This is a genomic window from Arthrobacter sp. P1_B3, from assembly GCF_056406615.1.
Map to the genome: position 1 here is coordinate 32,877 of NZ_JBFTZV010000009.1, position 20,788 is coordinate 53,664.

The window sequence follows — 20,788 nt, forward strand, 5'->3', positions numbered from 1 at the left end:
CGCGCGCCAACAGCCTGGGTCACCCGCCATGCTCCAAATGATGCAGCGCAGCGCCGGTAACGCCGCAGTGGCCTCCTATGTCCAACGGCTGGCCGAGAGCCCCGGCCCGGTCCGGCCAACGGGCCTGGCTCCCAGCAGCGATCCGCGCTTTCTCGCCGTCACATCGAAGGTCGCATCTCAGGGCCGGACCCTCCGACAACACCCGTCACCCCGGGCAGAGGTCGACAAGGCCAGGAATGCGGCAGTCCCTCCAGCAGGAGACAAAGAGGCCCAGGCAAAGGAAGCCCAGGCCGCAGCAATGGCCGGGGCTAAGCCCGCCGGCTTCGACAAGGCGGGATTCATTGCTGCGGTGAAGGCCGCGATCGCGGCGCAGGCGCCCAAGACGCTGGAAGAGGCTGAGGATTTCGGTAAGTCGGGCAAAGCCGAGAGCGTCAAGAATCAAGTGGCCGGGAAGGTCACCGATGGAAAGGCTGCCTCCGCGAAGGACATCGCAGACAAAACGGCTGCCGCGCCGGACCAATCGAAGGCCGTGGACAAGCCCGTGACGCCGCTGGTGCCCGAGCCGCAACCTGCCTCTGCCCGGGTCGACGCTGCGGCGGGAATGCCGGTTTCGGCCCCGCCCGCCCAGACCGACCTTAGCGGCGGCAAGCGCGATACCGAGGCTGCGATGGCCGAGGCGGACGTCTCGGAACAGCAGTTGGCCAACTCTAATGAGCCGCAATTCGTCGGGGCCCTGTCCGCAAAGAAAGTTGGCGAAGAGCACTCGGCGTCAGCACCCGCGGCCTTCAGGGAAAGGGAAGCCGCCCAACTTGGTTCGGCCAAGCAGGCCGCTCAGGGCACGGGTGCTTCCGGGCTGGCAGGCATGCTCTCAGCCAAGAAGGGTGCTCTCGGCAAAGCAGCCGCCGCGAAGGACTCAGCGAAGTCCAAGGACGAGGCAGAACGCGCAAAGGTGGCAGGCGAGGTCAAGGCCATCTTCGACGCAACGAAAAGTGACGTGGCCACCATTCTGGGTTCTCTGGACGGGGCGGTTTCCACGCAGTTTTCGGCGGGCGAAAAGGGCGTGCGCGAGGCCTTCACCGCTGACCTGAACGGCCGAATGCAACGCTACAAAGATGAACGCTATGCGGGGTGGGACGGAAAGGCGCGCTGGCTCAGTGACAAATTGGGAAGTCTGCCGCCCGAGGCGAACAAGATCTATGAATCTGCGCGCAGCGGTTACGAAGCGGGTATGGGCAGGCTGATCGGGGAAGTCGCCGACACAATTGGCGGCAAGCTCTCTGAAGCCAAGGACCGGATCGCGAGGGGCCGCGCCGAGATCAAGGCCTACGTGGATTCCAAGCCGAAGAATTTGCAGAAGGTCGCGCAGGCGGCGGCAGCGCAGTTCGCTGAGCAGTTCGACCAGCTGGAAAACGACGTGGACTCTAAGAAGGACGCCTTGGTCGAGGACCTTGCAGCGAAGTACGTCGAATCCCGGACGGCCGTGGATGCGGAGGTCACGGCCATGCAGGACGAGAATAAGGGGTGGTGGGACAAGGCCAAGGACGCGGTCGGCGGGGCGATCAAGACGATCATGCAGCTCAAGGACATGCTCCTGACAGTCCTTGCGCGGGCGGCGAACGCCGTCGGAAAGATAATCAAGGACCCAATCGGATTTCTGGGCAACTTCGTCAACGCCGTCAAAGGTGGCATCGTCCAGTTTGGACAGAACATCGCCGCACACCTCAAGAAAGGCCTGCAGGGATGGCTACTTGGTGCCCTGGCCGAAGGAGGTATTGAACTGCCAGCGAAGTTTGATCTCAGGGGTATCGTCCAGCTTCTGATGTCCATCTTCGGGATGACCTGGGCACACATCAGGGCGCGAATCGTTGAAAAGATCGGCGAGCCCGTGATGGGAAAGCTCGAGAAAGGCTTCGAGATCGTCAGGATCCTGGTCACTGAAGGCATCGGCGGATTGTGGAAGTGGGTACTGGAAAAGGTTGGGGATATCAAAGAGATGGTGATGAGCCAGATCAAAGAGATGGTCTCCGTCGAGATCATCAAAGCCGGCATCGTCTGGCTGATCTCCTTACTCAACCCGGCCTCGGCATTCGTCAAAGCCTGCAAGATGATCTACGACGTCGTGATGTTCTTCGTGGAGAAAGCCGAGCAAATCAAAGCGTTTGTCGACTCCATCCTCGACTCAGTGGAATCTATCGCTGCCGGTKGGGTAGGTGCCGTAGCGGGATACATCGAAAAGACGCTGGCCAAGATGTTGCCGGTGCTCATCGGCTTCTTGGCTTCGCTCCTGGGGCTAGGCGGCATCTCTGGCAAGATCAAGAAAATCCTGGAGACTCTACAAAAACCGATAAATGCGGTGGTGGACTGGGTGGTCACCAAGGCGATCAAGTTTGGCAAGAAGTTCATGGGTTTCGCGAAGAAAGTGGGCGGCAAACTCAAGACCAAAGGCAAGGAATTGCTGGGTAAGGCGAAGAAAAAGCTTGGGATCAAAGAGAAGACGCCCGAGCAGATCGCCAACGAGAAGCAGGCTCGCCTCGACAAGGGGGTGGCCGCCGGCGTGAAGGCGGTTAACCGACTTGAGGGCAATGCTATTGGCGAGCGTGTCCTGAGACCGCTGTTAAGTGCGATCCGGATCCGGTATAGATTGGAATTACTGGAACCGGTTCAGGAAAATGGGAAATGGTCCGTGTACGGCAGAGTCAATCCCGAAAAGAAAGCGGTCACGGGCGTAAAGGCATTGACTGCTGTCAGTCCAGTGCCTGCAGGACTCGGCAAAGTGACTGCGCACGAATCTCAACCGAGTCCCCGGCCGGGAGGCAAGGACCCGCTGCGTGCAACGTGGTCCGAACACGTGATTCCCCGAAGCTTCATCGACAGCATGTTCAAGGCGTTGGGGATGCCGAAAGTGACGTCTGCAGAGTATCGCTCTATGGCTACCATCCTGATCTATCGTGGTGCACGCGAGAGAAAGGACTTTGGGGAGAATGCTGACTTTAGTCTCTTGAGGAAATTCAAACTGCGTGTCGTCACCGGAAAGGTCCCCGGAAGAGTTGGGGCCGGCGACACACCTGAAAATGCTAAGAGGGCGTTTTTCATGCTGTCAAAAGGCGCCATCGGACGAACTGTTGCAGCTGTGAAGAATGATTTTGATCACCATAAAGAAGCACGTTTAACGCAGGGGCAGAAGGAACCACAGTGTCCAAGCGAACAGGAGATACGGGCTGGCGCAACTAGACAGCAGGGCGAGATCGCCGCCATGATCGACAGCCGCTCGGATTGAGCGTTTCGCCGTCCCGCTCCTTGGCTTGCCCCTTCGTGCACTCCACCCTTCCCATGAGCGCATCCAGATAGCCGTACCGCCGCACACGCCTCCGCGGGACCCTTGAACCACGTTTTGGGTTCACTGAGGAGACAAAATGCCGAACTATCTTTCGCCAGGTGTGTATGTAAACGAGGTCGGAGCGGGCACTCGTCCAATCGAGGGAGTAGGCACGGCAGTCGCCGCATTCGTCGGGCTTGCTGCCAAGGGTCCGGACAATGAACCAACCCTTGTGTCCAACTGGACCCAGTTCTCCGACACCTTTGGGGACTTCGTCCCAGGCTCGTACCTTGCCCATGCCGTCTACGGCTACTTCCTCAACGGCGGAGGGAATTGCTACGTGGTGCGCATCGGCGCCGACGGAGCGCGGGAGGACAAACCGAAGCAACAGCCAAAGGCAGTGACGGCGTCCCCGACGGCCGAATTCGCCGGATACCGCGTGACCGCCAAGTCCACGGCAGCCAACCCCAAGCCTGTAACGGTCGAAATTGCCGACCCAGGGGGTGAAAATCCGTCCGAGGACCAGTTCAAGATCGTCATAACGGTGGAGGGCAAGCCGCCCGAGGTCTGGGACAACGTCACCACCAAACGTGGCAACAATAACGTCGCCACCAAGATCAGCGCCGAATCGAAGATCGTCACCATTGAGGAGATTGCCACGGGCGGTGCCCTGGTCAAACCGGACAAAGGGACCATCCAGCTGGTCGCACCGGAGCCGGAGCCTGAACCGCCAACAACTGACAAACTGAACGTGGACGACTACGTCGGCGATGCCGCCGACCGCACTGGATTCAGCGGCCTCGAGGCCGTCGACGAAGTGACCATGGTGGCCGTGCCGGACCTTCTGGCCGCCTACGAGCAAGGCGCCATCGATCTGGAAACAGTCAAAGCCGTCCAGCTCGCCGCCATTGCCCACTGCGAGCTGATGGGGGACCGCATAGCCATCATCGACCCGCCGCCCAACCTCAATGCCCAGCAGATCAAGAACTGGCGCATGGACGGCGGCGGCTATGACTCCAAGTTCGCGGCACTCTACTGGCCCTGGGTGAAAGCCTTCGACCCCAGCACCGGAACGAACCGGTTCATTCCGCCGTCGGGCCACATGGCCGGCGTCTGGGCCCGCAACGATGACACCCGCGGCGTCCACAAGGCGCCCGCGAATGAGGTGATCCGCGGCGTCACAAGCCTGCAGACCCAGATCACCAAGACGGAACAGGAACTGCTGAACCCCATCGGCGTCAACTGCATCCGCACTTTTCCGGGCCGCGGCATCCGCGTCTGGGGAGCACGCACCATGTCCAGCGACGCCGAATGGCGGTACCTGAACGTCCGCCGTCTCTTCAACTACCTGGAGGAGTCCATCCTGCAGGGCACCCAGTGGGCAGTCTTCGAGCCGAACGACCCTGCCCTGTGGGCGCGCATCCGCCGCACCATCAGCGCCTTCCTGACCAACGAATGGCGCAAGGGCGCCCTCTTCGGGCTCACGCCTGAACAGGCGTTCTTCGTCAAGTGCGACGAAGAGACCAACCCGGCCGAGGGCATCGACGCCGGACAAGTGGTCTGCCAGATAGGCGTGGCCCCGGTCAAGCCGGCCGAGTTCGTCATTTTCCAGCTGTCCCAGTTCTCCGGCGGCACCAGCCTCGTGAGCGAGTAATCCCAGTTCAAAAGGAGCAAGACCATGGCCCTCGGCGATTTTGACAACTCATCAGCGAACGGATTCACGGTCACAATTGACGGCATCGAAGTGCCGCGAGTGATCGAGGTGAGCGGCCTCAAGACCGAGGTCGACAAGATCGAACTGAAGCAGCAGACGAAGGACGGCAAATACGTCGTCCGCCAGCTCATCGGCCGGCCGAAAGCGGGCGAGCTGACAGTCACCAGGGGACTGACCGAAAGCAAAACCGTGACCGATTGGCTCAAGAAAGTCATGGAGGGCGACGTCGCCGGGGCCCGCAAGACTGCCGCCGTCTCACTCCTGGACTACAAAGGCGAGACGCTGAAAACCTACAACTTCGTCAACTGCTGGGTGAAGAGCGTCGAACTGAATTCGCTGAAGGCCGGCGCCACTGAGCAGGCCACAGAGAAGTTCGTCATCTGCTACGACGAATCCACTATCTCGTGATGCAGCGGACACATGGAGCGGTGGTGATGCCGGACCCGGAGGCCGATGCCCCCGGCGTCCCGGCTGACCGGAGGCCGGACAAGGGGCGTCAACCGCTGCGTACCGAGTTCAGCTTCGAGCTTCCCCGCGGCTACGTGGACCAGGACGGGACCGTCCACAAATCCGGCGTCATGCGGCTGGCGACCGCCCGGGACGAACTGCTGCCGCTCTATGACGCCCGCGTCCAGGAGAATGCCGCCTACACGACTGTGGTCCTTCTGGGCAGGGTGATCACCTCGCTCGGCACGCTGGGGGCTGTCACCTCTGCCGTCGTGGAAAACATGTTCGCCTCCGACGTCGCATTCCTTCAGGACTTCTACCGGCGGATCAATGCCGAGGGCCATACCCGGATCGCTGTTACGTGCCCGGAATGCTCCCACCGTTTTACCGCCGACCTCGCCGGTGGCCGCCTGGGGGAATCATGACGTACACGCCGGACCGGATCTACGAGGAGGTGTCGTACGTGGCCTATCACTTCCACTGGCCCCTGGATGACATTCTGGATCTGGAACACGGCCAACGGCTTCGCTATGTCCGGGAGATAGCGGCAATCAACACGCGCCTGACCCAGGAACGGTGAACCATGCGGTGGCCTTGGCAACGGGAGCGGCCCGAGCCCCCGCCCGGCCAGGAACCGCGCGAAGCGGCAGCACCCGCGGCTGCTGAGCCCCGGATTGCGCCCGCCGGCTGGGCTTTCCTGCCGCCGCTGCAGCGCAGTGCCGGCAGCATTCAGCTGACGTCGGACCCGGACCATTTCACCGGCTCCCTCGCCTCATGGGGCGATCCGTCCTTCACCGGACCCATGACCCACCTGGTCAGCACACAGGCGCCGGCAGGCGTTATCGACGTCGACGGCGGCGGTCCCGATCCGGGCTCCGGCGGCTACACTGCGCCCTCAGTGGAGATGACACTGTTGCCGCCTCCGGCGCCACACGTCCGGCCGGTGCCGGGCAGGCTTGGCGGCATGCCGACGATCCAGCGCGCCGGGACCGACGGCGGCACACAGGGCGGCAACCAGCTGGGCGGCGATTGGCAGGATGGCGGTTGGCCGGACGGCGACCCCCAGGCCAGTGGAACCCTGGATGGCCTTTCCCTTACCGCGGCGGCACCGGACGCCTTTCCTGTGCTGCATGTCGATGCGGCGCCACTGCAGTCTCCGGGTTCATCCCCGGGCCCATCGGTGTCCGCACCGGTTTCGCGCGGGGAGCCCTCCGGCCCGTCCCGCACCAGGTCCACCGACGGCAGCACCTCTGACGGAAGTGCGACGTACGTGCCACTGCCGTCGGCACCGGCTGTGCAGCGGGCTTCGACCCCGGCGGACTCTTCGCCGTCATTCCGGCAAGCGCCTCACCCGCCAAGGCTGGGGCTCGGCATGCCACTGTCGTTTTCGGAGCTGGCCGCGACACCGGAGTTTTGCCCCGGGACCGCTCCCGATGTCTTCCCCGATTCTCGTCCCGGTTCCTTCCCCTTGCCGGTCCAGCGGACGTCAACCCCCGAAACCGCTGGTGCGCCCGTGGTTCCACCGGCGGCTGACGCCAGCATTCGGGGCGCCAGTGCTCCTGACGCCGTTGACGCGACCCTTCCGGGTAATGGAGGAGGAACGGCCCCCGGACCCGCGACCACGTCCGCAGTACCTTCAGATCCGCCGAGCCTCGATTCCACCGGGGCGCCGGACCCCGGGATTGGCGAGCCAGCCCCGTGGGCTGACGCCGGGACAACAACAGCGACTGTCTCCCCGCCGGCGGACGATGCCCCGGCTCCGGACGACGGGTCCGCGCCGCCGCTCTCGGCCACTGGGTCTGCCGGAGCAATTGACCGGGCAGGGGACAGTCATCCCGGTGCGAATGATCCGGCACCCCGCACCACTGAAGGAAACCCGGCAAGCATGCCGGTCGTCTCCCGTTCCGGGCACGCCGTCGACCTCCTGTCCAATGTCACTGACGCCGGTCACGGTTCGGATTCCCTGGAGACTTTCGGCGCGGTGTCTTTCCCGGCTCTGTCTTCCCCAGCGGTGTCCTCCTCCGCGGTGCGTGAAGCAGCCCGGCCTGTGAACGGGCCTCCCGAGCCCGCCCTGACAATTCATCCCGACATACCGCGGGTCGATGAGCGGCCCGCAGCCGCCCCGCTTCCACTTGTACTTGGTCCTGCCACGGGCCAACAGGCCATGCCAGCCGGCAGCCCCTCAGTTCAACGCAGTCTCTCGGACGATTCCCCAGCCGAAACGGCCCCGCACGCGGAGGAACTGACCGCGGAGGAACTGGCCGCCCCCGCCGCCGCCCTTGCTCCGGTCCAGGGTCAGAGCGCGGAATCGTCCTCCGACGAGCCACGAGCCAGCGGCCAAACCGGAGCCGTGAAACCGACAACTGACCCGTCATCCTCTCCGCATGGCTCCCTCGGGATCCAGCGCACCGCCAAGCCGGCAGCCGAGCTGCAGACCCGGGCAATCCCCACCTCAGTCGGACCGGTTGTCCTACGGATTGTCCCCGCTGCCGGCCCGGGACCGGCCACGGATACCTGGCAACGGCTGACTGCCCTGCCCGTAGCGGCGCCCGCGCCGCGCGCCCAGGCTCGGGCCTTGACGCTGCCAGCGGCAACTAGGCCAGCACACTCACCGGCGAACACTGCCTGGCCCGATGAGGGCCAACAGGGTGTCGCCGCCGCGGCAACGGCATTCGCTCCAACGGCCGACATGCCATCTGAATCCGACAATGGCCTCGGCATCGAGGGGGACTCCGGCCCCCGGACGGAATCTGGCTTTCTGGCCGATGCTGCCCCCGGCGCAGAACCGGACGCCCCACCCGGACTGAGCGCCGCCGTCGGAAGAGTCATTCAGCGGACGATTTCAGTGGAGCGATATTCAGCAGAGGGAACGCGCCCATTGGACGCGGCAGCAACCGGCTTCCCGGCCGGGTCGGCGCCTCCGACGCAAGTGCTCACCGTCCCGCCTACGCCACCACATGGCGGAGAACAGCCGGCCCGCCTGCAACGCTTGAGCGCCTCCGCGGGCCCGGTTCCCGGAGCCGTCGGTTCGACGCCGGAACGTACGGCGACATTGGGATATTTTTCGAACACATCGTTCACGGCGATCCCGACGGGCCCGGGAGCCCACGCGGCCTTCGAATCCGGATCGGACAGGCCACAAGATGCAATCCTGAGTCTCGCCTCTCCGTCGCCGCAGCGGGACGAGGGCGGTGAAGCCGTTCAGCGGGAGACCGGGCTCCCGGGGAGTGATTCTGCGGCGGCTGCGCCGGTCGTTCCGGCACGGGCCGCCAGCGGGCCGGGGGAGGCCGATGGCGGCGTAGCGGTCCAGGGCGGCACGGACGCCGGTCCGGCCGGATCGGCGGAGCAAGGACCGGCAGTGAGGGGAGCAACGGCGTCGGGCATCCCGGCCGGGGCGACGCCTGAACAGCTTGAGGATCTCGCCAAGCGGCTTGCCGGACCGCTGATCCGGCGCATCAAGGCCGAAATGCTGCTGGACCGCGAGCGCCGCGGTCTGCGGACAGACACGAACTGAGGAAGATCATGTTGGAGGATGTGGATACGGCGGTCAGCGTCCGCTACACCGTGGCACTGGACAATCTGGATCTCGGAACGTTCACCACGTGCGAAGGACTGGGCTGTGAGGTAGTGATCGAGTCCCGGGAGGAAGGCGGAAACAACTCCTTCATCTGGCAATTGCCCACGCGGCTCAAATATCCCAACATCACATTGAGCCGGCCGCTCGGACGGGACACCGAAAAGATTGCCAAATGGTTCGCGGACATGGCCTCCGGCTACACCCGGTGCACGGGAATCATCGAGGCGATGACCGGCAATGGCCGGAAGATCGCCGGCTGGGAGCTTTACGACGTCGTCCCCGTGCGGTGGAAGGGCCCGTCGCTGAACCCGGACCAGCCGAAGGTCGTCATGGAGACGCTGGAGATCGCCCACCATGGCTTTGTTTCAAAGACGCGCTAGCCGAAGGAGCCAGACATGACCACGAGTGCGGTAGCGGGCAGGGCGCCAAGTACCGCTGCCGCTCCTGCAGCCGTTGCCAGCGCAGGCGGCCCTGCAGGCGCCGGCGGAGAGGCGGCACTAAAGCTCTCCCACGCGTACCTGGAACTGTTCGAACCGTCAAAGGACGGCTCGCTGGACAAGGCCGGACCCCAGCTGGGGAGGATTGAATTTCAGTTCAACCCGAAGGAGCTGACGCTGGGCAAGGCGGCCTCCTGGACCCGGCAGACCGCCAAGGGCAACAAGAAAGCGGGGCCGCCGCAGTACAACGGGCCGATGCCCTCCAAGCTCTCCTTGGAGATGTTTTTTGACGCGTCCGCGAAGCAGGACGACGCCGTGGTCAAGCGGGTGGAAAAGTTGTTTTCCTGCTGCACTCCCACCCCGGCGTCCCTGAAGCAGAACAAGGGGTCACCGCCGTGGGTGCTGTTCCGCTGGGGGCAGCTGACGGGGTCGCTGTCCTATATCGCCAGCGTGCAAGTCAAATACACCCTCTTCACGGCTGCAGGGGTTCCCGTGCGCGCCACTTGCACCGTGGCGCTTGAAGAGATAGCGGGTGATCCGCCAAAGCAGAACCCGACGTCCGGCGCCCTGGTGCCGCGACGAGTGCATGTCCTGATTGAGGGTGAGACTCTCGCCGGCATCGCCTACAACGAATACGGAAACGCATCTCTATGGCGGGCGGTTGCGGCAGCCAACCGCATTGATGATCCGATGCGGCTGCGGTCCGGCACCTCTGTGCTGCTGCCCGCCGTGAATGAGCTGCCGTCCGTGGCACTGCGGGATGGCCCGGCCGAGGGACGGGAGGTGATCCGTGGCGCACGGTGAAGAATTCAGCAACATGCTGCTGGTGGAAGTCGCCGGGCAGCCGCTTCCCCCGGATATTGCCGCACGTCTGGTTTCGGGCTACGTCGACGACAGCAGTAACGTTCCGGACCTGTTCCTGCTCCGCTTCAGTGATGAGTACTCCACAGTGCTGGACAAGGCAGGGATCAGCATCGGGGCGCCCGTCAAGCTGCTCGTCCAACAAAGCGGCCCCGGAGGCCCGGTGCCCCTGCTCTCCGGTGAGGTCACTGCCCTCGAAACGGAAATGGACCACGACGGCCTGTACACAATCGTCCGAGGCCTGGACCATTCCCACCGGCTGTTCCGGGGACGCCGCGTTGAGGCCTACCTGCAGAGCACCGCCGCGGACATCGTCCGCAAGGTGGCCCAGCGCGCCGGAATCAAGGCGGGCACGATCGACGCCAAAGGCCCCGTGCTGCAGCATGTGGCACAGGACGGCATCAGCGACTGGGACTTCCTGCACAGGCTGGCCGTCGAGTCTGGTGTGGTCCTTTCCGTGTCCGGCGGCGCGATGCACTTCACCGCGTCGACGGATGCGGCAACAGCCCCGCCGGATGCCGGCGGGGCGAGGAACGAGCCCCTGGTGCTCCAACGGGGAGTGAACCTTGTGTCCCTGCGGGGCACGGTCACCTCCGCCGACCAGGTCCCCGATGTGGAGGTCAGGGGCTGGGACGTTGCTGCGAAACGGGCCATCGTTTCCGTCGCCCCGGCAACGACCCGCAGCGCCAAGCTCCCCGAGGTGACCCCGGTTGCCCTCGCCAAGAAGTTCGATAGCCCGCGGTACGTGGCTCCGGCTACAGCGTTCGAGCAGGCGGCACAGTGCGACGCCACCGCAGCGGCCCTCGCCTCCCGACTGAGCGGCGCGTTCGCTGAACTGGAAGGTGTGGCCCGCGGAAACCCCCAGCTGCGGGCCGGTGCTGCAGTCACCCTGAATGGGGCCGGGAAGCCCTTCGACGGGAGCTACACGCTGAGCTCCTCCCGGCACGATTTCAGCCCCGACACCGGATACCTCACGACGTTCGCCGTGAGCCATGAGTCCGAGCGTTCCCTCTACGGAGTCGCGGCCGGTGGGAACGGCAGGGCTGCAGTTCCCGGCGTCGTCAACGCCGTGGTGACCGCCGCGAAGGACCCGGAGAACCAAGGCCGGGTCAAGGTGAAGTTTCCGGTCCTCTCCGACACCTACGAGAGTTGGTGGGCGCGCACCGTCCAGGCGGGGGCCGGCGCCTCGCGCGGCGCCGTCGTCCTCCCTGAGGTCGGCGACGAGGTCCTTGTTGCCTTCGGCCACGGGAGCTTCCAGCAGCCGTTTGTCCTGGGTGGCCTGTTCAATGGCAAGGACAAGCCGGACAAACCTTGGGCGGACCATGTGGGTTCCACTGACGGCGCCGTCCAACGGCGCGCATTTGTCTCCCGCACGGGGATGCTGGTGGAGTTCCTGGAATCGCCCGACGGCGAACAGCTCACCGTGAGCACCAACGGCGGCAAGCAAAAGGTCTCGCTCGTGCAGAAACCTGACGCTGGGATCCAAATCCTGTCCGAGGGCCCCGTGACCATCACGGCCAGGAAGGATGTCTCGGTCACTACGTCCACGGGAGATGTGGTCATCAAGGGCAAGAACGTGACCGTGGAAGCGACTTCGGGCCTGGACCTGAAGGGAGCGTCGGTGAAGATCACGGGCAGCGGGTCGGCCGAAGTGAAGGCCCCGAGCGTCAAGGTGGCTGGCGACGCGACGGCCGAGCTGTCCGGCGGTGCCACGACCACGGTCAAGGGCGGCCTGGTCCGCATCAACTGAACCCCAACGCAACAGACAAGTCCGCTGGGGGAATAGGAGGCAGCAAGGTGGGACAGGAATTCATTGGTGCCGGCTGGGCCTTCCCGCTGCGCACCGACCGGACCGGCAGCATCGCGCTCGTTCATGACCAGCGCGAGATCGAGGAGAGCATCCACCTCATCCTGGCGACCTCTCCGGGCGAGCGGCCGATGCGCCCGGAATTCGGCTGCGCGATCCATGATTATGTTTTTGCACCGGCAGACGCGGCAACAGCCGGCGACATCGCCTACGCGATCCGGGTGGCGCTGGACCGCTGGGAACCCAGGATCGACGTCGAGAAGGTGCTGGTCCATTTTGACGGGGCCGACGACGGAGTGCTGCTGATCGATGTGCAGTACACCGTCCGGGGAACCAACGACCCCCGGAACCTTGTCTTTCCCTTCTACGTCATTCCGCGCACCGGTCAGGAGGCTGCTTCCTAATGCTCCCGTCACCCAACCTTGATGACCGCCGGTTCCAGGACCTTGTGGATGACGCCAAACGCATGGTCGCGCAGTATTGTCCGGAGTGGACCGACCACAATGTCTCCGATCCCGGCGTCACCCTGATCGAAACATTCGCGTTTATGGTGGATCAACTCTTCTACCGGCTCAACCGCGTACCTGACCGCCTCTACATCGCATTTCTGGAACTGCTCGGTGTCACGCTGCATCCGCCGACCGCCGCCTCCGTTGAGCTCCTGATGTGGTTGTCAGCACCGCAGCCGGACACTGTCGTCATTCCGCAGGGAACAGAGGTGTCGACCCGGCGCACCGAAGAGGACGAGGCGGTGGTCTTCACGACGACAAGGGACCTGACCGTGCCGCCCAGACGGCTGGGCCACGTCATGACGCAGGGCCGCGGGGGAGTTCCTGTGCCCCATTCCGAGGCTTTGCACGGGGACGGGGACTTCGCCTGCTTCGGTACGCCACCGCTGCCGGGGGACGTGCTGCTACTCGGCTTGAACGATCAGGCGCCTTCCTGTGCGGTGGCCCTGCGGTTCGCGTGCGAGGTCCGGGGTGTGGGCGTAAACCCCCGCAACCCGCCGCTTGTCTGGGAGGCCTGGGATGGCGCCGACTGGGCATCATGCGAGCTGGACAGCGACGGGACCGGCGGGCTCAACCGGCCCGGCGACGTGATCATCCATGTGCCACACACGCACACGGCCTCACTGATGGGGGGAGTCCGAGCGGGCTGGCTGCGATGCCGCGTGGTGGACCCCAAGGACGGCTACCCGCCCTACAGCGCTTCCCCCACTGTGCGTTTCGTGAACGCTTTCACTATCGGCGGGTCTGTTCCGGGCGTCCATGCAGAGACGATTGCCGGTGAGGTTATCGGGATGTCCGAAGGTGTTCCGGGACAGTCGTTTGAAGTGGGGCGTCACCCCGTAGTTCCCGGCGGCGAGCCGTTCGTGGTGGAGATCGCCTCCGGTTCCGGCTGGGATACCTGGACCGAGGTGGACTCGTTCGCAGGATGCGGTCCTGAGGACCGGGTCGTTGCCTTCGACCGCACGGCCGGCCTCGTCCATTTCCCCCCTGCTGTGCGCGAGCCCGACGGCTCGCTGCGCCATTACGGTGCCGTCCCGCCTGCCGGTAGCCCCGTAAGGGTTCCGCTGTACCGCACGGGCGGGGGACCCACGGGTAACGTTGCTGCCCGGGCACTGTCAGTGCTTCGGTCCAGCATTCCCTTTGTCAACAGCGTCGAGAACCGCCGTGCCGCCCACGGCGGAGTGGCTCCGGAAACCATCGAACAGGCCAAGCTCCGTGGGGCCCTTGCATTGCGGACCCGCGACCGGGCCATCACAGCCGAAGACTACGAGCAACTGGCGAAGCGCGCCGCCCCGGACATTGCCAGGGTCCGGTGCATCCCGGCCAACGGTCCTGACGAGGCTGGCGGAGTCAGGGTGCTGGTGGTTCCGGCGGCTGTCCCGGACAAAGATCAGAGGCTGACATTCGAGGATTTGGTGCCGGACGAAGAGACGCTCTCTGTGGTCGCATCGTATCTGGACGCACGCCGTCCGGTGGGCACAAGGGTCGTGGTAGAACCGCCCTACTACCGTGGGGTGACCGTCGTCGCCCAACTCACAACGCGGCCCAGAGTGTCGCGCGAGGCGCTGAAGCGCAACGCGCTCCGGGCGCTCTACGAGTATTTTGATCCAATCCGGGGCGGTCCGGACGGAGAAGGATGGCCGTTCGGCCGTCCCGTGCAGGCAGGCGAAGTCCATGCGGTGCTTCAACGGCTGGCCGGAACCGAAATCGTCGACGAAGTGCTGGTGTTCGCGGCCGACCCCATCACGGGCCAGCGTGGTGAGCCACAGCAACGCGTTGAACTGGAACGGAATGCGTTGGTGTTCTCCTTTGACCATCGTGTTCGGGTGACGGAAGGGGTCTGAGATGCGGGGCATGGTAGAGGGTCTGCCCAGCGCGGTGCCGCTGGCCGCCGGGCTGCCGGCCGTGCTGCAGGAAGACGCCTTCCTCCAACGGTTCCTGCTCGCCTTCGACGACGCCCTGGCCCCGGTATTCACGACGCTGGACGGCCTCGACTCCTACCTCAATCCCAGCTTGGCCCCTGAAGACTTCCTGAATTGGCTGGCCGACTGGGTGGGCGTACGCCTGGACGAGTCATGGTCCACGGCACGGCGCCGCGACGTTGTGGCGCACGCCGCAGCGATCCACCGCCGCCGAGGCACCGTCCCGGGGGTCGCCGACGCTGTCAGGCTCGCCGTCGGAGGTGTGGTGGACGTCGAAGTTGAAGACAGCGGTGGCACCACCTGGTCCTCGACGCCGGGCACGGAATTGCCGGGCAGGCCCGCCGCGATGCTGCACATACGGGTCTACGCTGCTGCCCGGGAGGACGTGAATATCCGGCGACTGGAGGGCATTGTCAATGCCGTGAAACCGGCGCATGTTCCCCATACCCTGGAGATAGTGCCCGCAGTTGCCCCCTACGCTGACGATTCCTGAGGAGCCCGCGGTGCTGATCTGTGGAGACTGCAGCGCCCGCAACAATGACGGCGAGCGATTCTGCAGCAATTGCGGAGCCTACCTTGTCTGGCAGCGGACGCCCGCCGAGGCGGAGGAACCACGCCCGATGCCGACAGGCTCGAGCACAAACCTGGATCCAGACGTGACGACGGCACAGCTTCCGATAGTTCCCGGACCGTCGGACACCCGGCACGCTGCATCACCGGTTACTGCGTCCAGGGACCTGCGGAACTCCGTCCCGTCCGGCGGAGCGAAGTCGGGGGCGCACGTGGCGGGCAACGCCCGTGTGGGTGCTCCCGAGAGCATCGGCGGCACGGCGACAGGGGATGCCGCGACACATGGCGCCGGACTGCAAGAGCGCCAACCCGGAAAGGAGGGAGACCACGCTCCATACAAGGCCACACCACAGGCACCGCACGACGAACCTCCGCAGTTTCCGGGCGGCCTCATCTGCCGCCGGTGCGGGGCGGGCAACAAGCCGGACGTGCACTTCTGCCGACAATGCGGGGCCGGTCTCGAGGAAACAGCGCCTGCACCGCCCCTTCCGCCGTGGTGGCAGCAGATCCTGGGCCGCACGAAGCCTCCCGCGCTGCCAGCAGGAACCCGGCCCAGATGGCGGATACAGCGCCGCTTCCCCGTGGGTGCCGTGTCCCTCCTCACGGTGTTGGGACTATTTTGCGGCGTCGCCTACCTTGGCCGGGGCGTGATTGCCGCAGCCATGACGCGCGTGGTGGACGAAATCTCGGAGGAAAAAATTACTGTCCAGGATAAAGATGCGTCGAGCTCCAAACCGGGACGCGGTGCGGACCTGGCCTTCGACGGCTCTGAACGCTCGTGGGCGTCGAGGGGCCCCGCGCAGGCCGGCGTCGACTACCTCAAGGCCGGTTTCGGCCCCCCGTTTCGCTTGACGTACGTAGTCATTTTCTGTGCTGCGTCCGGTGTGGATCAGGACCCCGGCAAGGAACAGAAGCCGGTCAAGGCCGAGATCGTCGCCGTTCGCGGCGATGGAGCTCGAGCGTCCCTCACTGTTGACCTCAGCGGCTGCGAGTCAGGTCCCAAGAACTTTTACTTTGGGGCGGACCAGACCTCGACCGTGATGCTTAGGATCCTGGATTCGGCAGGTCCGACGGACGGACCCGTGTCCGTCGAGGAAGTCCAGTTCTTCGGCCGGCGGTGACTTCTGTGCTGGTACGTGCAGATTCCGCCGGCACGCCCAGAGAATTCAAAATGAGGTCGTATCGCCGTTGCGCGCGTTCCGCCGCAGCCGGATCCCCGAGGCGCCGGAAGGTCTCGACCAGGGTCCGCCATGATTCGTCCCGCCACGGATCGATTTCAACACTCCGGGTGGCGGCCGCGGCGGCATCGGCCGGGTTGCCCAGATGGAGCTCCAAGCCCGCCAGCGACGCCGCAGCCTCGGCGGCCCGCAGGCGGTACCGTTCGCGGGTGGCGCTCACCCACTCCGCGGGGCCATCTTCCGGGAGCACCTCACCGGTGTACAGCTGGACGGCACGGCGGAGCCCTTCAGCGGCGGCAGCGTTGTCTCCCGCTGACCGTGCCAGCGATGCATCATGGATTGTCCGGTCGAAGTCCGCGAGGTCGAACACCGATCCTTTACCGAGCACCAAGGCGTAGGCCTCGCCCTGCCGAATGAGGAGGTGCTGGGCCTCGGCTTGTCCCTCAGGCTGGAGTGCACCCCGCAAACTGGACACACTCACCTGTAACGCATGCTGTGCCGCGGCAGTGTCCAAGTCTGCCCACAGGATGCCCGCAAGCCGTTCGCGGTGAACCGGGCGGCCGGCGTTCAGAGAAAGAATCCGGAGCACCGTCCGTGCCTGGGGCCGCACCCTGGACAAGTTCACGCCAACTCCGTCACTGAGGAGCGCAAATCCGCCGAAACAACCTATCTGCAGGGCCGGCAGGGCTGAGCAGTCCGCTACCTCAACTGCAGGAACGCCGACGTCCCGGTCCGCGAGTTCCGCACGGCCGGCCGCCGGCCCCGGATTGGGCAGGGCGAACCGCGCCGCGAGCGCCGGCGGCGCAGGCAACATCCACGTCCACGGGCGGCACACCAATCCGGCCGACCTGCCGGTCTCGCGTGCCACATTCATCAGTTCGTCGTAGTGCTCCGGCCACTGCGCCGCCACGGCCGCGTAAGCGACCGCCAGCGCGCCGGGAACACCCGCCGCCCGGGCAAATGCCTCCGCGGAACGCGACTCCTCGGCGGCTCCCGGCAGATCCATCGTGGCACTAACGAGGGCCTGCGCCGACTGCGCCCAGGCTTCCAGGGCCCCAGCATCGAGACCTCGGAAACGCCCGGCCAGCGCGTCGAACGCCCGGGTATCCGGGCGTCCCGCCCGCCACTGCATCAGGGCTGCAGAAGCGGCCACCAATGCCGCACCCCACTCGTCACCCCTCTGCTCACAGCTGTCAATGATCGACCGGACGGCGTCCTGAGAACTTGAGGATCCCGGCAGACCGGCTTGGACACCCTGCGCGACGCGGGCAAGCCAGGTGAAACCGCGGCGTTGGGCCTGCCGCTGGACGGCGTCCAGCTCGGCGGCAGGGCCGCTAAGGTCCGCATCAGTGGATTCCGGCCCAAAAACTGCCAGCGCAAGCTGGGCAGCAAGTGCGGCCACCGGTTCGTCGTCGAGCAGTCCGGCACACCGCCGCAGCGGTGGAAGGGCAGAGCATTGATCACCGGCCAGAAGGCAGGCCAGCCCCTTGGCAAGAAATTCCTGGGGCCGGCGGGCGTCGCCCATCGATCGGGCCACGCCGCCAGGATTCCCTCGAGTCGCGTCCCGCAAGCCGCGCGCCGGGCCGGGGCCCGTGGTGGGCGCGCCTCCGGCCCACGATGCGGCCATCAGCTGAAGCTTCCGGGCCAGCGCAAGCCACTCGGGAACGCTGGTCAACGCAGGGACCTGCGCGGCGGTTCTGTAGGCGGCCGCCATGCAGCCGTCGTCGACGAGCCGCCGTGACGTGGCCACCGCAAACGCGGCATCATCTCGCACGGCAGGCCGTGGAACCAGGGCTGCCCATTCGCAAGTGCCAGGCTGTACAGCGGTGCTTCGCGCCCTGTGCAGAAGGCTCCCCACCTTGGCCCAGTCCTGGCCTTCTGCCAGCACCCGCAGTGCCGCGCCGACGTCGCCCTCCTGTTCCAGGATTTTCGCTGTGCGCTCACGCGTACTTTGCGGCAAGCTGTGCTCTGACTCGATCAACGCTGCAACGAAGTATTGACGAAGCACCTCGGGGGCCCGCACCTTTGCACCGCCGTCCTCGCTCGAGATGACACCGAGCTGCTCCAGGCGCCGCAGCAGTTGCCGGCTGTCACGGCGTTCAAGGAGCGCGTCGCAGCGGGACGGAGTGAGTACGTCGAACAGGCAAGTCTGGCGAAGCAGCAGTTCCATGTCCTCCGACACCCCGGCAAGGAAATGGTGTGTCAGGTAGCTCGTGACGTACTGCGGCGCCGGGCCGAGGGACTCGGCCGCTCGCCTTCGTTCGACTTCGGAACGGTTCTTGGTTGCCAGGTGAAAGAGGTGCAACGCAGCGGCCCAGCCATCGGTCCTCTGCACCAGGTTCAGCGTCCCCGCCGAACTCAGGGGCTGTTTGTACATATTCCGGAAAAGTTGGTCCACTTCATTGGCGCGAAAGCGCAAGTCATCACCGGAAACCGTCACGGCAGCGGGGAGCTCGGACCTGGCCAGATTGAACGGTGGCGGGCGGCGGCTGCCCACGAGGAAATGAACCTGTGGTGAGTTCAGTGCGAGTAGCCGCTCAAGTTCCGACTCCGCGGAAGTATGCGCCAGCGCATGCAGGTCATCGACGACGAAGACGAGCGGCTTTTCAAGCCGGCCGGCCAAGAGCTCCAACTCGGCGAAGGACCGGGGGGATTCCTCGTCTGCAGCCATGGCGAGCGCGGCGGCGAATCGGGTGAGCATCCGGCCCGGCTTCGCGTCACGCGGACTCGGCCGGAACCATGCCACCGTGGAGGAGCGATGCGCCGCCCATTGCGCCAGGAGAGTCGTTTTGCCCGTTCCGGGAGGAGCGATCACGAGTCCAAGCCGTGCGCTTGTGGCGCCCTCAATGCACGGGATCAGGCGGGGGCGCAGAAGGCCTTTGACGTCCGGGCCCTTCAGGCAATATCCATGCTGTGTGGCTGCCATACCGTCCTGCTTCCCCCGGAAGGATTGCGTCCCAGCGTGTCTTATAGTCTAGGGCTCATGCGTCCATCGAATCGAGCATCCGGCGGCTTTCCCCGACAAATCGACAGTCCATCCGGGCTGCTGACGAGTCCCGGGGGTCGACGTGCATGAGTGAATCTGCGGGTTCTTCTAATTACGCAGCGAGGGCCGCGGCCACTGGAATCCGGGGGGCGAGCATAGCGTCATAGCCGTCATCATCGCGACGTGGAGGCCAAACCCACCCGGGTGGCCGGTGGCGACTGTCGAATGGCACGGAACGCCGTGTACAGCGTTGCCGCCAGCAGCAGCGCAGCCATCGTTCAGCGCAGGGCGTCGTCCGCAATCATGGCTGGCTGTTCATGGCGGCACGCTCACAACTGCTCGTCGTGATGGATCCGTTCGCCGAGTTCCCGCAAAGGCTCCCCGCTGCCGCTCCACTGCCGGGCGATGAACTCTGCAGCGATGGACACGGCCGTTTCCTCCGGCGTGCGGGCACCGAGATCAAGGCCCACGGGACTGTGGAGCCTGGACAATTCTGCCTCGCTCAGTCCTGCCTCGCGCAGCCGTGCCATCCTGTCCTCGTGCGTGCGCCTGGATCCCATAGCGCCGATAAACGCGACGGGGCTGCCGCGCAGGGCCACCACCAGGACAGGGATATCGAACTTCGGATCGTGGGTCAGGACGCACAGCACGGCCCGGGAATCCAGCAGTCCTTGGGCGAACTGGTCGCTCAGATACCGGTGGGGCCACGCGTTGACCACCTCGGCGGCGTCGGGGAACCTCGCTGGCGTGGCGAAAACGGACCGCGCATCACAGACGGTTACCCGGTACCCCAGGAAAGCGCCCAGCCGGGCCAGCGCCGCGGCGAAGTCAATGGCGCCGAAGACGACCATGCGTGGCGGCGGCGCGTAGCTGGCGAAGAAGACGCGCATGCCGGTGTCGAGCCGCTCGCCGTCAACGCCGTAGTTCAAGATACCCGTCCGGCCGGCGGCGAGAAGGCCCTGGGTGTCGTCGCCGACGGCGCGGTTGGTCCGGTCAGAGCCCAAGTCGCCTTCCCATCCCCCCGGCCTGACGATGAGGTGCCGCCCCACGCGGTCGGCATCCGGGTGTTCGATGACCGTGGCGACCCCCACGCGGCGCCCGGCGGTAATGTCCTGCGCGACGGCGTCGAGCTCGGCAAAGCGGCGCTGGGAGACAGGTTCAACAAAAATGTCGATGATGCCACCGCAGGTCAGGCCCACGGCGTAGGCGTCGTCGTCGCTGATCCCGTAGCGCACCAGGGCCGGCTCGCCGTCGTCCTTGACCTGGGTGGCCAGTTCGTACACGGCACCCTCCACGCAGCCGCCGGAGACGGAGCCCACGGCCTGGCCGTCGGCCGTCACCAGCATGGCGGCCCCGGGGACCCGTGGCGCCGATTTGAAAGTGCTCACGACGGTGGCCAAGCCTGCTGTGGCACCCCTTCGCCAGTCGGGCAACATGGCCGCCAGGACATCGCGCATCGCCGCT

At 65.4% G+C, this 20,788-nt stretch carries 15 protein-coding genes; 13 read left to right on the plus strand and 2 right to left on the minus strand.

The window, feature by feature from the left end; all coding sequences use genetic code 11:
* Nucleotides 1–37 precede the first annotated feature (37 nt).
* From AC1D2F_RS12110 to AC1D2F_RS12170, 13 genes are all read left to right on the plus strand, one after another.
* Nucleotides 38–3,277, plus strand: coding sequence for a phage tail protein (locus tag AC1D2F_RS12110; protein ID WP_476966807.1), 3,240 nt, complete (start codon nt 38–40; stop codon nt 3,275–3,277).
* 136 nt (nt 3,278–3,413) lie between these two features.
* Nucleotides 3,414–4,970, plus strand: coding sequence for a phage tail sheath family protein (locus AC1D2F_RS12115; RefSeq protein WP_476966808.1), 1,557 nt, complete (start codon nt 3,414–3,416; stop codon nt 4,968–4,970).
* A 24-nt stretch (nt 4,971–4,994) separates the two neighbouring features.
* The gene (locus AC1D2F_RS12120) at nt 4,995–5,438 is read left to right on the plus strand and encodes a phage tail protein (protein ID WP_223986860.1); all 444 of its coding nucleotides are present in this window, start codon (nt 4,995–4,997) and stop codon (nt 5,436–5,438) included.
* On the plus strand, nt 5,438–5,902 hold the full coding sequence (locus AC1D2F_RS12125; RefSeq protein WP_229992145.1) for a hypothetical protein: 465 nt from the start codon (nt 5,438–5,440) through the stop codon (nt 5,900–5,902). Before AC1D2F_RS12120 ends, AC1D2F_RS12125 begins: the two co-directional genes overlap by 1 nt.
* The gene (locus tag AC1D2F_RS12130) at nt 5,899–6,057 is read left to right on the plus strand and encodes a DUF6760 family protein (protein ID WP_229992144.1); all 159 of its coding nucleotides are present in this window, start codon (nt 5,899–5,901) and stop codon (nt 6,055–6,057) included. The genes AC1D2F_RS12125 and AC1D2F_RS12130 overlap by 4 nt, the downstream gene beginning before the upstream one ends.
* A gap of 2,778 nt (nt 6,058–8,835) precedes the next feature.
* Nucleotides 8,836–8,991 (plus strand): hypothetical protein, encoded by a 156-nt coding sequence (locus tag AC1D2F_RS12135; RefSeq protein WP_229992143.1) that lies wholly within the window; start codon nt 8,836–8,838, stop codon nt 8,989–8,991.
* A gap of 8 nt (nt 8,992–8,999) precedes the next feature.
* Nucleotides 9,000–9,434 carry a phage tail protein gene (locus tag AC1D2F_RS12140; RefSeq protein WP_223986869.1) on the plus strand — a complete coding sequence of 145 codons (435 nt, stop codon included), beginning with the start codon at nt 9,000–9,002 and terminating at the stop codon, nt 9,432–9,434.
* 15 nt (nt 9,435–9,449) lie between these two features.
* A complete protein-coding gene (locus AC1D2F_RS12145; protein ID WP_476966809.1) occupies nt 9,450–10,295 on the plus strand; it encodes a CIS tube protein in 846 nt (281 codons plus the stop codon).
* Nucleotides 10,282–12,102: a VgrG-related protein gene (locus AC1D2F_RS12150; protein WP_229992141.1), complete on the plus strand. Its 1,821-nt coding sequence runs from the start codon at nt 10,282–10,284 to the stop codon at nt 12,100–12,102. Before AC1D2F_RS12145 ends, AC1D2F_RS12150 begins: the two co-directional genes overlap by 14 nt.
* 47 nt (nt 12,103–12,149) lie before the next feature.
* Nucleotides 12,150–12,563, plus strand: a complete 414-nt coding sequence (locus tag AC1D2F_RS12155; protein WP_229992140.1) for a GPW/gp25 family protein — start codon at nt 12,150–12,152, stop codon at nt 12,561–12,563.
* Nucleotides 12,563–14,512: a putative baseplate assembly protein gene (locus tag AC1D2F_RS12160; protein WP_476966810.1), complete on the plus strand. Its 1,950-nt coding sequence runs from the start codon at nt 12,563–12,565 to the stop codon at nt 14,510–14,512. Before AC1D2F_RS12155 ends, AC1D2F_RS12160 begins: the two co-directional genes overlap by 1 nt.
* Nucleotide 14,513: 1 nt before the next feature.
* Complete coding sequence (locus AC1D2F_RS12165) at nt 14,514–15,083, plus strand: phage tail protein I (RefSeq protein WP_229992138.1); 570 nt, start codon at nt 14,514–14,516, stop codon at nt 15,081–15,083.
* Nucleotides 15,084–15,765: 682 nt separating this feature from the next.
* Complete coding sequence (locus AC1D2F_RS12170; protein ID WP_229992137.1) at nt 15,766–16,281, plus strand: hypothetical protein; 516 nt, start codon at nt 15,766–15,768, stop codon at nt 16,279–16,281.
* On the opposite strand, the gene AC1D2F_RS12175 is transcribed toward AC1D2F_RS12170, so the two are convergent.
* Entirely contained in the window at nt 16,205–19,264 is a 3,060-nt protein-coding gene (locus tag AC1D2F_RS12175; RefSeq protein ID WP_229992136.1) for an AfsR/SARP family transcriptional regulator, read from the minus strand. The two genes, AC1D2F_RS12170 and AC1D2F_RS12175, sit on opposite strands and share 77 nt — an antisense overlap.
* A gap of 389 nt (nt 19,265–19,653) precedes the next feature.
* The gene (locus tag AC1D2F_RS12180) at nt 19,654–20,781 is read right to left on the minus strand and encodes an XdhC family protein (protein ID WP_476966811.1); all 1,128 of its coding nucleotides are present in this window, start codon (nt 20,779–20,781) and stop codon (nt 19,654–19,656) included.
* Nucleotides 20,782–20,788: the final 7 nt, after the last annotated feature.

Coding starts and splice junctions, on each gene's coding strand:
- AC1D2F_RS12115 (WP_476966808.1), top strand. CDS start 3,414: ATGCCGAACTATCTTTCGCCAGGTGTGTATGTAAACGAGGTCGGAGCG.
- AC1D2F_RS12120 (WP_223986860.1), top strand. CDS start 4,995: ATGGCCCTCGGCGATTTTGACAACTCATCAGCGAACGGATTCACGGTC.
- AC1D2F_RS12125 (WP_229992145.1), top strand. CDS start 5,438: ATGCAGCGGACACATGGAGCGGTGGTGATGCCGGACCCGGAGGCCGAT.
- AC1D2F_RS12130 (WP_229992144.1), top strand. CDS start 5,899: ATGACGTACACGCCGGACCGGATCTACGAGGAGGTGTCGTACGTGGCC.
- AC1D2F_RS12140 (WP_223986869.1), top strand. CDS start 9,000: ATGTTGGAGGATGTGGATACGGCGGTCAGCGTCCGCTACACCGTGGCA.
- AC1D2F_RS12145 (WP_476966809.1), top strand. CDS start 9,450: ATGACCACGAGTGCGGTAGCGGGCAGGGCGCCAAGTACCGCTGCCGCT.
- AC1D2F_RS12160 (WP_476966810.1), top strand. CDS start 12,563: ATGCTCCCGTCACCCAACCTTGATGACCGCCGGTTCCAGGACCTTGTG.
- AC1D2F_RS12165 (WP_229992138.1), top strand. CDS start 14,514: ATGCGGGGCATGGTAGAGGGTCTGCCCAGCGCGGTGCCGCTGGCCGCC.
- AC1D2F_RS12175 (WP_229992136.1), bottom strand. CDS start 19,264: ATGGCAGCCACACAGCATGGATATTGCCTGAAGGGCCCGGACGTCAAA.
- AC1D2F_RS12180 (WP_476966811.1), bottom strand. CDS start 20,781: ATGCGCGATGTCCTGGCGGCCATGTTGCCCGACTGGCGAAGGGGTGCC.